Here is a 13460-nt window from a genome sequence, read left to right as displayed (position 1 = left end):
AGGTTTATGCATGCGCAACATTATGGTCGTCGACGACGACAAGGAAATCGCCAATCTGATTTCGATTTATTTGCAAAATGAAGGTTTTCACGTCATCTGCGCCTATCATGGCGAGGAGGCGCTCCAGCTGCTGAACGAGCATCCGGTCGACCTCATCGTGCTGGACGTGATGATGCCCAAACTGAACGGCCTTGAGGTGTGCCGCCAGGTTCGGGAGAACGAGTCGACCATTCCGATTCTGATGCTCAGCGCCAAGACCGAGGATATGGACAAAATTCTCGGTCTGATGACGGGTGCCGACGATTACATGATCAAGCCGTTTAATCCGCTGGAACTGACCGTGAGGGTCAAAACGCTCCTCCGGCGTTCTTTTCAATATAATGAACCGAAAGAACAGACGGATTCCACCCTTCGGATTCACGATGTGGAGATCAACCGGACTTCCCATAAGGTGACCGCCCGCGGGACCGACGTACAGCTCACCGGCCGTGAATTCGATATTCTCCACCTGCTCGCCTCCCATCCGGGAAGAGTGTTCAGCGCCGAGGAAATTTTCCAGCGGGTCTGGAAGGAAAAGTATTACGTCTCCAACAATACGGTCATGGTTCACATCAGCAACCTCCGGGACAAGCTGGAGAAAGAACTGGGCTACAAGCTGATCCAAACCATGTGGGGAGTTGGTTATAAAATCGATGCGTAGCATATTTAACAAGCTGCAGTGGAAAATCGTCACGTTATTTTTCCTCAGCGTCGCCCTGACGTTCGCTACGCTGGTGATCGTCAAGCCGATTCTGCAGGCGGTGTACGACAATCATTTCAAAGCGCTGTACCCATTTGTGGAAGCGATCATCCGGGTCAACCGGATTTTTGGGTTTTCCGTGTGGCAGGCCGTCGTCGTCATTATGCTGTTCATTTTTTACTGCATGATTCTAAGCTGGGGCACGACCCGGAATTTGACCAATATCATCCGCGGAGTTCAGCGCATGTCTTCCGGCAATACGGATGTCCAGATTCCGGTTCGCTCCAAGGATGAGCTCGGGCTGCTCGCCGGGCAGATCAACGCGCTGGTCTCCCAGCTGGAAGCCTCCAGGGAGGAGGAGCGTCTGGCGACCCAGGCCAAAAACGATCTGATCACCAACGTTTCCCACGATCTCCGCACGCCCCTGACGTCGATCATCGGCTATCTCCGGCTGATTGAGGAAGACAAATACAAGGACGAGGTGGAGCTGCGGTACTATGTCAATATCGCCTATGAAAAATCCAAACGGATGAATCGGCTCGTGAACGATCTGTTTGACTATACCCGGATGGGCTTCGGCCAAATTCCGCTGCACCGCACCCCTATCGATCTCGTGCAGCTGATCGGTCAGCTGACCGCGGAATTTTCGCTCCAGCTGCGCAACCAGGACATGGAGATCGTCTTCTCGCCGCCGCAGGAGAAGCTGATGATCCAGGCCGATGGCGACAAGATCATGCAGGCGTTTGAGAACCTCATTACCAATGCGATGCGCTATGGTAATGACGGGAAGCAGATCCGCCTCGAGGCCAAGAAGTCGGAGCAGGAGGCCGAGGTCCGGGTCATCAACTACGGACCGCCGATCCCGCCGATGGACCTCCCTTATATTTTCGAACGCTTCTACCGCGTCGAGAAATCGCGTTCCCTGGACACCGGCGGCGCCGGTTTGGGGCTGGCCATCGTCAAGAGCATCATCGAGCTTCATGACGGACAGATTTATGCTTCGAGCAACACGGCGGAAACGGCGTTTATCGTGAAGCTGCCGCTGATCGATCTGAAGGCTTAGCAACTGAAAACCCCGGTCAACTGCTTCTCTGCCGCAGATGACCGGGGTTTATGCATTCCTTTATTTTTTAATCCACGATGCCCAAAATCCGGATTCATCGTCATCGGTTTTGTGATAATGCTCGACCAATCGGTTAAGCCGCTCCAGCTGATACCCGTAATCGTACATCGTGGCCCCCACGATGGATAAGCGCAGCCTGCCTTCGGGCTCCTCGATAGCCAGGCTCAGCACGCCCTGGATAAACGCGGTGTTTTCCTGGTCCAGCTGTGAAGCCTCCAGGCAGTTCGGCTTGAGCTTCTCCTCGAATTTGAGCAAGATGTGCTCGTGAAACTTGATCAGCCGCTCCAGCTGTTCGTCAAAGATCCGGTCGGTGCCGGCTTCCCGGTCCGACTGGAAATAATGCTCCTCCACCGCGTCCAGCACTTCGCGCCCTTTCCGCAGAGCATTCAGCATCTGCTTATAGACGACCAGCAGCCGGGTCTGGCTGAAGGAGGCCCGCTTCATCTTCTTCTGCTCCTCTTCAAACAGCTGATATTTGCTCGACAGCGATTTGATGGCATCCTCCAGCTCGCGCTTTTTGTCACGGAACACATTTTCCTTGATTTCGTCCGAAATGGCCGTCCGCATAAGCAGCGACATCCGGTCGAACGTATTTTGGATCTGCCCGATAAACTGCTGCTTGGGCTTCGGCGGAAACAGTAAAATATTAATCAAAAAGGCCGAAACGATGCCGATCAAGCTGAGTGAAAACCGGGTCAGCGCAAACTGCCATTGCCCGGAGGCCTCCATCACGGCAATGACCGTAACCAGCGTCAGGCCGATCGTATCGCCCATCTTCAGCTTAAGGCATATCATGATGACCAGGATGCACACCAGGCCGACCGCAATCGGCTCGTTCGAGAACACCTGGCCTGCCAGCAGTGCCAGTACGGCTCCCAGTGTATTGGTCTGGAGCTGGTCCAGAAAGTACCGCCATGAGCGGTAAATCGACGGCTGCATGGCAAAGATGGCCGCCACAGCCGCCATCACCGGCGAAGACAAGTTAAGCCAGATGCTGATATATAAAGCGAGGGTAACCGCGATTCCCGTCTTTAACATCCTCGCGCCAAAAGTCACGCTCACCCCTCCTAATTCCATCGTTGTATAGATTGAACTAACGTTTTCTTTTTTCTATATAGTACATATTGTATCGTCTTCCCGAATTAATTACCCGGTGAAGCCCTTTGTGATACCAAACCAAATATTACAGCCAGGGCCGAGGGCCTGCATCTTTGAATATACATGTATGTTTTTCCAAATCAGGCGCATAATAGGACAGAAAAAATAAGCATGACCCAATTCAACCAAGAGGTGAACTGACATGAATCCAATCAAAAATGCGCTGCTGGCCGGTACGCTGGCCTGCATCGTGTTCGCCGGATCCCACGGCATCGCTTTCGCCGACCCGGCGCCGGTTACTCCCCAAACGGACGACTCCCCATCTGCCCATATAGCTACGCCGGATCAGGACCGGAAGGAGAACGGCCATCACATCCGCCATGGACATCACGGCCGCAAGTACATTCTGCTTAAAGACGCTGCGGATCTGCTCGGCATGAGCGTCCAGGATCTCAGCAAGGAATGGAAGCAGGGCAAAACGCTGCAGCAGATCGCCAAGGAGAAAAAAGGCTGGAGCGGCGACGAGCTCGTCAAGAGGATGACAGCCGTCCAAAGCTCCAAAATCGATGCCGCCGTCAAAGCCGGCAAAATGACCCAAGAGCGTGCCGATCAGCTCAAGCAGAAGCTGCCCGCTTCCTTGAAGCGGTTTACCGAACGGACGTACCGCCCGCACTCGGACCGCACTCAGCCGGGTTCCTATTCGCACATCTAACGCAAGGATATCCGCACAATAAAATCCTAACATCAACCGTTAGGATTTTTTGTGCGGTATTTTTTTGTTCTTCTTGGCGGCTCCAGCGGGTTCATCTTTCGGCCCGTTGACCGGCACCTCGAGCAGATCCAGCAGGAACATGAACACCGGCACGCCGAGAATAAGCCCCCACACCCCGAAGAAGTGCTCGGAGATGATCAATACAGCAAACGTATAAAATATCGGCAGATGCGTTTTATCCGACATAAACTTCGGATTCATGACGTACGCCTCGAACGCGTGCAGGACGGCCACCATGATCAGGACGTAAACGACCTTCATCACTCCGCCGATGCTGAACGCGATGGCACACAGCGGCACCAGTGAAACGATCACCCCCATGACCGGCACGAGGCCGAGCAGGAAGATCATCAGACCGAGGGCGAACAGGTTGGGAAATCCGAGGATCCACAGAAACAGCGTGGAAGCCGCTGCGTTAATAATGGAAATCAAAAACTGGACCTCGATCACTTTTCCGAAAGAAAACGTAAATTTTTTCCCGAAGTAAGCTAATTCATCATAAAAGTAGGCGAATTTGCTGCTTCTGAACTTATCCGTGAAATGGGTCACTTTCTCTTTCTCCAGCATAAAGAACAAGCTCATGATGATCGCGATGGCAAAATTGATGCCGAACTTGCCGATGTTGGAGATCGTTCCGGTCAGCAGGTTGTAGCCCTGCTTGACGTACTGCGAAATATCAATCTTATGGATGTATTCCAGCACGTAGTCCATGACTTTATTGTCGGTAAGCTCCAGCGGCTTGCTGTAAAACGAAATAACCTGGTTGATCAGCACGTTCAGTTCACCCAGCAGCTTCGGAGCATATTGATAGGTTCCGATCGACAGGGCTCCAAGAAAGACGGCATAAATGATTAGTACGGCGATCTTCTTGCTGATTCCCATTCGGTTCGTAAACCGCCGGGTGAGCGACGAATGAATCCGGTTCACCAGGTACGTAATGATGAAGGTAATCAGAATGAGGTTCATCATGCTCCGGAAGACATACAAAAACAGCACGAGCAAAATGAGGACCATCACTTTTTTAACGGCAGGCAGTTGAATAAAATCTCTTAGCGACGTCATCGGACCGAAGCCATACACCCTTTCCTTTAAAAGATCTTTATGCAATCATATTACGCGAGCGAGGCGTTTTCATGCAAGTTTCTGCCGCCTGATGTACGGTTTTCATTTCCTGGCCCCTATGGCCTCGGCTTCCAGTACTTTTCAAAGATATAAATGGACAGCATCAGCCACGTTGCGCTCGCCAAATACCCGCCGAAGACGTCGCTCGGATAATGCACCCCGAGATAGATCCGGCTGATCCCGATCAGCAGCGTCAGGGCCACCCCGATAACGATCATCGCAATTCTTCCTGCCAGCGCGGGAATATGCCTCCACAGCAAGTAGGTCAGCGTCCCGTACAGGGCGAACGCAGCCATCGAGTGCCCGCTCGGAAAGCTGAATCCGCTGATTTCGATCAGTCGGTGCGTGGTGGGGCGCTGCCGCTGCATCCAATTTTTGATGATGATATTCCAAATTTCCGATCCCCCCACGGACAAGAGAAACATCAGCAGCTCCTTGCGGTGCCGCAAAACCAGCCACAGAAACAGGAACGCGATCACGCTCAGCAGCGTCGCTACAAGCGATGACCCAAGAAAGGTGAAGCCCTTCATGATCCGGGTCAACCCCTCATTCTCCATCCCCTGAACTGCATCGATGATCGATTGGTCAAACCAGGCGATCCGGTCCGCTCCGACCAGGACCATCATGATCACGAACAGCACGCCCAGCACCAGGCTCATAACTAACAGCTTATTCAGCCGTCCTTGATTTGCTCTCATATCTATATGTACTCCTCTCTCTACAAACCCCCGCTTCTGCCATGCGGTATGACTTTAATATTATCCATGAAGACCCGGCCTTTGTCACGCTTATCCGGAAGCAGAATTTGCCAGCTGCAGCATAAGCAAAAAGCACCGGCAAAGCCGGTGCTTAAGGCAAAACGTTATTGGACTGGAGCGGTATGGCCTGATGTGGGGAATCAATTAAAGAATTAGAATCCTTTATATTGAGGCTCCTCGTTTTCAAGCTGTTGTACCCGGCTTTCCACCTGCTGCACGATTTGCTGGGTTTGCTGGGCAGCTTGAGAGAACAGGTTTTTAGCTTCCTGGTTTTGCGTGCTGAGAGCAAACGTCTCCAAGCTGGCTTGGGCGCTTTTCAGGGATGCAAGTGTCGTTTTGACTTGAGATGCAACGGTCATTGTTACTTTCACCTCCTTTACAGGATAAGTACGAAACATAATCTAACCTGCCTGAAATCAAAAAATTCATAAAACGAGAAGATGCTGCAAATAATTTTGTTATCCGCGTTTAAAGCAAAGATCTGGAATGGAGGAATTTATAGATATGCCGGATTGGATAGAGGTTATCGTTCGGACTTTGGCTTCTGTGGTCTTTCTGTTTGCCTTGACCCGTCTCTTGGGCAAAAGACAAATCTCCCAGCTGTCCTTCTTCGAGTACATTACGGGGATCACGATCGGTGACCTGGCGGCCTCCATCTCGCTTGATTTGAAAGCCACCTGGTACCTTGGCGTCATTTCCCTCGCCGTGTGGGTAGCCGTTTCGCTCATGATTGAATTTTTGCAGTTAAAGAGCAAGAAAGCACGGGATTTCATTGACAGCACCAGTACCGTGCTGATCAAGGACGGCAAGATCATGGAGGACAATCTGAAGAAGGAGCGGCTGACGAACGAAGAGCTTATGGAGCAGCTCCGCGGGAAAAACGCCTTTAAAACGGCGGAGGTCGAGTTTGCGATCATGGAGCCGAACGGACAGATCAACGTGCTGATGAAAAAAGAAAATCAACCGCTGACCCCCACCCATCTCGGCATCAAGGTCGGGCCGGAGAGCGAGCCGCAGACGGTCATTCTGGACGGCAAAATCATGGACGAGCCGCTGGCTACAAGGGGCCTGAACCGGCGCTGGATCCATACCGAGCTCGAAAAGCTGGGCGTATCGCTGGACAACGTCTTTATCGGGCAGGTGGATGCGTACGGACAGCTGTACGTCGACCTCTTCGACGATCAGATCAAGGTTCCCGAGCCGCAGCAGAAAGCGATGCTGTATGCAGATCTCAAAAAATGCCAGGCGGACCTGGAGATGTACGGACTTTCGACCAAAAACGAGCAGAACAAGGCGATGTACGAGCAGGTGTCGGCCCAGCTGGAGCAGGTTATCTCGGACGTCAAGCCATTATTAACCCGTTAGGAGTGAAGCATCATGGTCAGCAAAAAGAAAAAGAAACTGACGCCTGTCCAGCAGGAATACCAGGAATTGGCCAAAAAGCGCGAGCCCAGCAAGTTTACGTTCAAAAATTTATACAGGGCCTTTCTCGTCGGCGGCCTGATCTGCCTGCTCGGACAGGCGGTGCAGCAGATGTTTATCCACTGGTGGGGCTTTGAGGAAAAGGCGGCCTCGAGTCCGACCGTAGGCGTCATGATCATCATCTCCGTCATTCTCACCAGCTTGGGGGTATATGACAAAATTGCCCAGTGGGCGGGCGCTGGAACCGCCGTCCCGGTCACCGGCTTCGCCAACGCCATGGCTTCGGCGGCGATCGAGTACCGCCGGGAAGGGCTCGTGCTCGGCATCGGCGGCAGCATCTTCAAGGTTGCCGGACCCGTCATCGTGTTCGGTTCGGTCGCTGCCTTTTGCGTCGGCATCGCCTACATCATTTTTGATCCTAATATTGTAGGGGGGTAAGGATTTATATGCTGAAAGGCCATCAAAGCTGGGTGTTCGAGAACAAGCCTTCCATCAAGTCGAAAGCGGCGATCGTCGGCCCGTTTGAGGGTCAGGGTCCGCTGGCCGACGACTTCGATATTATCCACGGCGACATGTATTTGGGACAGGACAGCTGGGAGAAAGCCGAAAAGGCTTTAATGGAGGAAGCGGCCAAAATGGCGGTGCAGCACGCCGGACTGACCGAGGGGCAAATCCAGTTTTTTCTCGCCGGCGACCTGATGAACCAGATTATCAGCAGCAGCTTTTCCGCGAGAACGCTGGCCATTCCTTATCTCGGCCTGTTCGGCGCATGCTCCACGTCGATGGAGAGCCTCGCGCTGGCCTCTTATATCGTCAACTCGGGCGGGGCAAAATACGTGCTCTCCGGAACGTGCAGCCATAATGCCAGCGTGGAGAAGCAGTTCCGGTATCCGACCGAGTACGGCTCCCAAAAGCCCCCCACGGCTCAGTTTACGGTGACCGGGGCCGGCGCGGTCGTCCTGTCGCAGGACGGGGACGGGCCATATGTCACTTCCGCCACGATCGGCCGGGTGGTCGACATGGGCATCAGCGACCCGTTCAATATGGGCGCGGCAATGGCGCCGGCAGCGGTAGACACAATGGAAGCGCATTTCCGCGACCTGCAGATCGAGCCGGGTTACTACGACCTGATCGTTACCGGCGACCTGTCCAAGGTCGGGTATCAAATCGCCAACGATCTGCTGAAGAAACATAACATTCCGATTCATCAGACGACCTATTCGGACTGCGGCATGATGATTTACGATTACGGTAAACAGAATGTTCAGGCCGGGGCCAGCGGCTGCGGATGCTCGGCGGTCGTGACGTACGGCCACCTGCTGAACCGGATGCAGCGCGGCGAGCTGAACCGCATCCTCGTCGTAGCGACAGGCGCCCTGCTCTCCCCCCTCTCCTATCAGCAGAAGGAGAGCATTCCTTGTATTGCGCACGCTGTATCGATCGAACGGCAAAAATAAGGCAAATAGCTATGGCCGCTCCCGGGGCATTCCCGTCCGGAGCGGTCTTTTATTTGGCCACATCGTCTGCTTCCTGATTAAAACCGCCGCAAACAGCCGAATCTTAAAACAGGATTAAAAAAAATCTGTCACAATTTATGTCTTCTTAAGGATTATTTACGGCAAATCTGGTAAAGTGAACCCATAAGCGTTTTGCATATATTAAAGGAGGACAAGATTTAATGACAGACAAAGAAAGAGAATCGTTAAACAACGAAGAGCTGAATAATACCGAAACAACGGGGGAATCATCTGAACGGACCAGCAAACCGGCAGCCCCTTCCGAGAGCGGCGCACCGGTCCTCAGCGAAATGAAACGCGACGGCGAGACGCCGGCGAAGCCGAATAAAGAGAAGACGCCTGCTCCCAAAGCGTCTGCTGCGGCGTCCGGTCCTGCTCCGAAAGCATGGTCCGGCGGAACTGGCAAGGTATGGATGGCCGTATCGCTCGTGCTTGCCGTCATTCTCGTCATTGTGCTGATCAAGCCTCCTTTTAATTCGGGTAGCAACCCGACGGTAGCGACGGTCAACGGCACGGACATTAAAAAGGACAAGCTCTATGACGCACTGGTGGACGCTGGCGGCAAACAGACGCTGGACAGCCTCATTACGGAAGAGCTGGTCAACCAGGAAGCCAGCAAAAAAGGCATTAAAGTAACCGATGCCGATGTCACTAAGGAAATGGACGATATCAAGAAGGGCTTCAGCAGCGACGAGGAATTCCAGATGGCTCTGCAGCAGTCGGGCATGTCGGTGGAAGACCTGAAGAAGCAAATGAACATGCAGGTGCAAATCCGCAAGCTGCTCGAACCGGAAGTCAAAGTGACCGACGACGATATCAAGAAATATTTTGATGAAAATAAAGCATCCTTCAACACGCCGGAAGAAGTCAAAGCTTCCCACATTCTGGTGAAGACGAAGGAAGAAGCCGAAGGCATCCTGACGCAGCTCAAGGGAGGCGCCGATTTCGCCACGCTGGCAAAAGAGAAATCGATCGACCCAGGCTCCAAGGACAACGGCGGCGACCTAGGCTTCTTTGCCAAAGGTGTGATGGAAGCACCGTTTGAAGAAGCGGCGTTCAAGCTGCAAAAGGGCGAAATGAGCGGCATCGTGCAGTCCAGCAACGGCTACCATATCATCAAGGTTACCGACCGCAAAGCGGCTCACACGGCTACGCTTGACGAGAAGAAGGCTGACATCAAGGAAACGCTGATCACGCAAGGCATTTCTTCCAAAGCGTCGACCTGGATTGCCGACCTCAAATCTAAAGCCAAAATCACCAACTCGCTGGACGATTCGGCTAACGCGGCAACCGATACGGCTGCAGGCGCAGGCGCAGCCGATACAGCGGCAAATACAACGAAATAACAGCTTTGTTAGTGAAGAAGCCCGAGGATCATCACCTCGGGCTTCTTCTTTGTTTTTGATTGGCGGCTTGCATGAGATCTTGGCCGGAGCTCTGCCTGGTGCATTTCCCGGATGCTGGGGCAGCGCCCAGTCACCGCGCGTTTTAGGCAGCTCATCCGGTTAGAGCCGGAGCGATACATATTTGACCTCGAGGTATTCCTCGATGCCGAAATGGCCGCCTTCCCGTCCGAGTCCGCTCTGCTTAAACCCGCCAAACGGAGCCTGCGCCGTGGAAGGCAGCGGATCGTTTACGCCGACGATTCCGTATTCGAGTGCTTCGGCGGCGTACAGCGCCTCCTGGATCCGCTCCGTGAAGACGTAAGCGGCCAGCCCGTAAGGACTGCGGTTGGCCCGCTGCACGGCTTCCTCCAGCGTACGGAAGGTCGTAATCGGAGCAAGCGGTCCGAATGTTTCGTGTACCATGCATTCCATGTCGTCGGTCGCCTGTTCAATCACGGTTGGCTGCACGAAGTGTCCGCCGGGATGCTGCAGCGCCTCGCCGCCCGTCACGATGATCCCGCCCTTAGCTTTGGCGTCCTCAATTTGACGAAGCACTTTGTCCACCGCTTTGGCATTGATGAGCGGACCGATATCCACGCCTTCCTCCATGCCGTTGCCTACCTGAAGCGCGGCCGTCCGTTCCGCCGCTTTGCGGGTGAACTCGCCGGCGATCCGTTCATCCACATATACCCGGTTGGTGCAGACGCAGGTCTGGCCGCCGTTGCGGAACTTGGACTTGATCAGCCCGTCCACCGCTTTGTCCAGATCCGCCGCGGCGGTCACGATAAACGGGGCGTGTCCGCCAAGCTCCAAGGAAATCTTCTTGACGGTTTCGGCCGCCCCCTTCATCAGCTCCTTGCCTACGGCGGTCGAGCCGGTGAAGGAAATTTTGCGCACCCGCTCGTCCTGCTGCCAGCGGCCGGCGATCGCTGCCGCCTCGCCGGTCACCACGTTGATCACGCCGGCCGGAAGTCCGGCCTGGTGTGCGAGCTCAGCGAGCTTCAAGGCCGTATACGGCGTCTCCTCGGACGGCTTGATTACGACGGTGCAGCCGGCGGCCAGCGCCGGCGCAACCTTGCGGGTAATCATCGACGCCGGGAAGTTCCATGGCGTGATCGCCGCCACGACGCCGACCGGCTGCTTCTGCACCCAGATCCGCTGCGAAGCGGACGAGGCCGGTATGCTCTGCCCATAGACGCGCTTGCCCTCCTCCGCGTACCAGGAAATAAAGCTGTTCGCGTAGCCGATTTCGCCGGCGGCTTCCTTCAGCGGCTTGCCCTGCTCCGTCGTCATAATCCGGGCGAGCTCGTCCGTATGTTCGGCGATCAGTCCGTGCCATTTCATCAGCAGCGCCCCCCGCTCGTCCGCCGTCAGCGCGGACCATGCCGGGAACGCTTCATACGCCGCATCCGCGGCTTCGCCAGCCTCCTTCGCGCCGCCGTTCGGTACGGTGCCGATCACGTCACCGGTGGCCGGGTTCAGGACGTCAATGTGCTCCGCGGCATCCTTCCAGGCCCCATTTATATACATTTGGTTGATAAACATAAATGATTCCTCCCTGCTCCTAAATTCACCTCTACTTATTCATTATACCCCCGAATGGAAGGTTCACGCGAAAAGCCGGCTTTGGTTTGGGGCTTGAAGCCTTGCTATATCGTTGCCCGGGTGCCTCGTTTGGCGGTTGTGAGGACGCTCCGCGCTCGAATCCTTCCTCCAATCGCTGTTGCCCCCGAATATCCTTGAATCTATTTCAATGGTGGATATTCGGGGACAAAGGCGACCGCTTCGCTTTTCCGGCAGTGGCTTCGATCTCTCCGCTGCTGCGTGCGTCCGCATAACTTAAAAGCCACAAAGAAACCTCCCTCAAGCAGGCATAATTTGCCGTCTGCTTAGGGGAGGTACCTCAGCCATTTCGTATTCTATTAGGAATATTATCGACAAGCAGGATATATAAACTCAGACCGCCCCGTGCCAGTTTCAACCCTCGCCTCTTTTTCTCGAGCCCTCACGAATTCCGCAGAATCTTCCGGCCGAGACTGACCGTCAGCAGCAGCATGCTCAGGCCGACGACGATCTGCACGCCATAGATCCGGGTCCATTCCGGCCAATGGCCGATGAGCTCGTAAAGATTGCCCCCGATCAGTGGGCCAAAGAATGCTGCGACACCCGTAATCGCCGCGTACATCGCCATATACATCGGACGCTCCGCCTTAGGCGTGTCGCCGATCATGAAATTGAACGCCAGCTGGTTGAATCCGCCGACACCGATGCCAAAAATCATGTGTGCCGCAATCAGCACAGGCAGCATCGGCAGCACCGACAGCAGCCCCCAGCATAGGCAGGATAATGCGATGATCGGCAGCGTCCAGAACAGCAGCCTGCGGTTGCTGTGCCGAACGTTCAGATTACCCCACACATAGAAGCTGGCCATCATGGACACCGTTTGCAGCACGTTCAGCAGCGACAGCGTCTGGTAGTTGATGTGCAGCATTTCCAGCATGACGTACGAATACAGCGGCACAACCAGGTTTTGCAGAAACAGGAATCCGGCCAGGAAGAGCGTCGCCTTCAGAAAAGAAGCGTCGCGCAGCGGTTTTTTCAGCATCGGGATAAAACGCTTCTCCGAGGACCGCTCAAACGGAATGTCCGGATAGAAGAAGAACACGGCGATATTGGCCGCAATGCAGACCCAAACGATGATATAGAGCAGCAGAAATCCTTTTCCGCCCGGCTCATGGTCGAGGATGACTCCACCACCGTACATCACCAACGTTCCGAGCGCATTCAGAATCGTGTTCCGGATGCCGAAGTACCTTCCTCTGACTTTGGGGTGGACCATATCGCTGATAAGCGAGTTCCACAGAATGCCTCCCAGCGTATTGAACATGAAGGCCACCGTGTACAATACGATAAATGCGGGCACCCAGTATGGCTTCGGGACAATAAACGGCACGAGACCGGTGCTCCCCCAAATGACCCGGTGCACGGCTACGAACAGCACCAGCGTCCACTTCCGGCTGCGCAGCCTCTGGATCAGATACGCGGCAAAAATTTGGACGATATTGACAAAAGTCGTGATCGCCAGCACGAATCCAATCTCACCCGAGCTTGCACCAAGGTACAGCAGATAACCGGTCAAAAACTGCCCGCCGAGCAGGGTCATAAACATCACGGCCGGGATGCCTTCCAGGCTGGCTACCCTCAGGTTTCTGCGCTGCATGGAAGTCTTGCGGCGGTGCTGCGGCCGCGTCTTGAATGATATCATCGGGTACTCTCCTCCGGTGCCTTCAAACCGAATCATTTTGTTGTTTTCACTTCGTCTTTGCTCCCATTCTACTCGGAAGGAAGGGCAAGTCAATATGCGCCAGACCGCCTCTGATTACAAAAATAATTGTGGGAAATCACGTGGTAAAAGCGGCAAGAAAGCGTTATAGTGGAATGTCATGACGCTGCATGCGCATGGCAGCAGACAAGGATGTATCCGCCTCCGGCCGAAAACTTTTCCTTGTACCGCCATCCTATTT

The 13460-nt window shown here is 54.2% G+C and carries 13 protein-coding genes; 7 read left to right on the top strand and 6 right to left on the bottom strand.

Annotated elements, in window-relative coordinates; all coding sequences use genetic code 11:
- Positions 1-10 precede the first annotated feature (10 nt).
- Together MKY74_RS14610 and MKY74_RS14605 are read left to right on the top strand one after the other, a co-directional pair.
- Positions 11-700, top strand: a complete 690-nt coding sequence (locus MKY74_RS14610) for a response regulator transcription factor (protein WP_076168451.1) — start codon at positions 11-13, stop codon at positions 698-700.
- A complete protein-coding gene (locus tag MKY74_RS14605; protein ID WP_076168453.1) occupies positions 693-1802 on the top strand; it encodes a sensor histidine kinase in 1110 nt (369 codons plus the stop codon). The genes MKY74_RS14610 and MKY74_RS14605 overlap by 8 nt, the downstream gene beginning before the upstream one ends.
- Before the next feature lie 60 nt (positions 1803-1862).
- On the opposite strand, the gene MKY74_RS14600 is transcribed toward MKY74_RS14605, so the two are convergent.
- Positions 1863-2918, bottom strand: a complete 1056-nt coding sequence (locus tag MKY74_RS14600; protein WP_076168456.1) for an aromatic acid exporter family protein — start codon at positions 2916-2918, stop codon at positions 1863-1865.
- Positions 2919-3162: 244 nt separating this feature from the next.
- Between MKY74_RS14600 and MKY74_RS14595 the strand changes: the two genes are divergently transcribed.
- Positions 3163-3672, top strand: a complete 510-nt coding sequence (locus MKY74_RS14595; RefSeq protein ID WP_076168458.1) for a hypothetical protein — start codon at positions 3163-3165, stop codon at positions 3670-3672.
- Positions 3673-3711: 39 nt separating this feature from the next.
- On the opposite strand, the gene MKY74_RS14590 is transcribed toward MKY74_RS14595, so the two are convergent.
- From MKY74_RS14590 to MKY74_RS14580, 3 genes are all read right to left on the bottom strand, one after another.
- Positions 3712-4794 carry an AI-2E family transporter gene (locus MKY74_RS14590; protein ID WP_076169571.1) on the bottom strand — a complete coding sequence of 361 codons (1083 nt, stop codon included), beginning with the start codon at positions 4792-4794 and terminating at the stop codon, positions 3712-3714.
- 116 nt (positions 4795-4910) lie between these two features.
- Entirely contained in the window at positions 4911-5552 is a 642-nt protein-coding gene (locus tag MKY74_RS14585; protein WP_076168460.1) for a phosphatase PAP2 family protein, read from the bottom strand.
- A gap of 212 nt (positions 5553-5764) precedes the next feature.
- The gene (locus MKY74_RS14580; RefSeq protein ID WP_076168463.1) at positions 5765-5971 is read right to left on the bottom strand and encodes a DUF1657 domain-containing protein; all 207 of its coding nucleotides are present in this window, start codon (positions 5969-5971) and stop codon (positions 5765-5767) included.
- Between the two features lie 145 nt (positions 5972-6116).
- Between MKY74_RS14580 and MKY74_RS14575 the strand changes: the two genes are divergently transcribed.
- From MKY74_RS14575 to MKY74_RS14560, 4 genes are all read left to right on the top strand, one after another.
- Complete coding sequence (locus MKY74_RS14575; protein ID WP_076168465.1) at positions 6117-6977, top strand: DUF421 domain-containing protein; 861 nt, start codon at positions 6117-6119, stop codon at positions 6975-6977.
- Positions 6978-6989: 12 nt separating this feature from the next.
- A complete protein-coding gene (spoVAC, locus tag MKY74_RS14570) occupies positions 6990-7472 on the top strand; it encodes a stage V sporulation protein AC (protein ID WP_076168467.1) in 483 nt (160 codons plus the stop codon).
- Between the two features lie 8 nt (positions 7473-7480).
- Positions 7481-8491, top strand: coding sequence for a stage V sporulation protein AD (spoVAD, locus tag MKY74_RS14565; protein WP_076168471.1), 1011 nt, complete (start codon positions 7481-7483; stop codon positions 8489-8491).
- Between the two features lie 221 nt (positions 8492-8712).
- Entirely contained in the window at positions 8713-9897 is a 1185-nt protein-coding gene (locus tag MKY74_RS14560) for a foldase protein PrsA (protein WP_076168474.1), read from the top strand.
- A gap of 159 nt (positions 9898-10056) precedes the next feature.
- Here MKY74_RS14560 and MKY74_RS14555 read toward each other — a convergent pair whose 3' ends face one another.
- Both MKY74_RS14555 and MKY74_RS14550 read right to left on the bottom strand, forming a co-directional pair.
- On the bottom strand, positions 10057-11481 hold the full coding sequence (locus tag MKY74_RS14555; protein ID WP_076168477.1) for an NAD-dependent succinate-semialdehyde dehydrogenase: 1425 nt from the start codon (positions 11479-11481) through the stop codon (positions 10057-10059).
- Between the two features lie 460 nt (positions 11482-11941).
- The gene (locus MKY74_RS14550; RefSeq protein ID WP_076168479.1) at positions 11942-13201 is read right to left on the bottom strand and encodes an MFS transporter; all 1260 of its coding nucleotides are present in this window, start codon (positions 13199-13201) and stop codon (positions 11942-11944) included.
- Positions 13202-13460: the final 259 nt, after the last annotated feature.

This window comes from Paenibacillus sp. FSL R5-0378, from assembly GCF_038009285.1.
Lineage (GTDB): Bacteria > Bacillota > Bacilli > Paenibacillales > Paenibacillaceae > Paenibacillus_AQ > Paenibacillus_AQ favisporus.
The sequence above is the reverse complement of the archived record's forward strand: the minus strand, read 5'-3'. Positions and strand labels throughout refer to the sequence as shown.

Excerpts from the sequence above, each read along its gene's own strand:
- MKY74_RS14560 (WP_076168474.1), top strand. The coding sequence starts at position 8,713 with ATGACAGACAAAGAAAGAGAATCGTTAAACAACGAAGAGCTGAATAAT.
- MKY74_RS14590 (WP_076169571.1), bottom strand. The coding sequence starts at position 4,794 with ATGACGTCGCTAAGAGATTTTATTCAACTGCCTGCCGTTAAAAAAGTG.
- MKY74_RS14595 (WP_076168458.1), top strand. The coding sequence starts at position 3,163 with ATGAATCCAATCAAAAATGCGCTGCTGGCCGGTACGCTGGCCTGCATC.
- MKY74_RS14580 (WP_076168463.1), bottom strand. The coding sequence starts at position 5,971 with ATGACCGTTGCATCTCAAGTCAAAACGACACTTGCATCCCTGAAAAGC.
- spoVAC (WP_076168467.1), top strand. The coding sequence starts at position 6,990 with ATGGTCAGCAAAAAGAAAAAGAAACTGACGCCTGTCCAGCAGGAATAC.
- spoVAD (WP_076168471.1), top strand. The coding sequence starts at position 7,481 with ATGCTGAAAGGCCATCAAAGCTGGGTGTTCGAGAACAAGCCTTCCATC.
- MKY74_RS14550 (WP_076168479.1), bottom strand. The coding sequence starts at position 13,201 with ATGATATCATTCAAGACGCGGCCGCAGCACCGCCGCAAGACTTCCATG.
- MKY74_RS14575 (WP_076168465.1), top strand. The coding sequence starts at position 6,117 with ATGCCGGATTGGATAGAGGTTATCGTTCGGACTTTGGCTTCTGTGGTC.
- MKY74_RS14585 (WP_076168460.1), bottom strand. The coding sequence starts at position 5,552 with ATGAGAGCAAATCAAGGACGGCTGAATAAGCTGTTAGTTATGAGCCTG.
- MKY74_RS14555 (WP_076168477.1), bottom strand. The coding sequence starts at position 11,481 with ATGTTTATCAACCAAATGTATATAAATGGGGCCTGGAAGGATGCCGCG.
- MKY74_RS14610 (WP_076168451.1), top strand. The coding sequence starts at position 11 with ATGCGCAACATTATGGTCGTCGACGACGACAAGGAAATCGCCAATCTG.
- MKY74_RS14605 (WP_076168453.1), top strand. The coding sequence starts at position 693 with ATGCGTAGCATATTTAACAAGCTGCAGTGGAAAATCGTCACGTTATTT.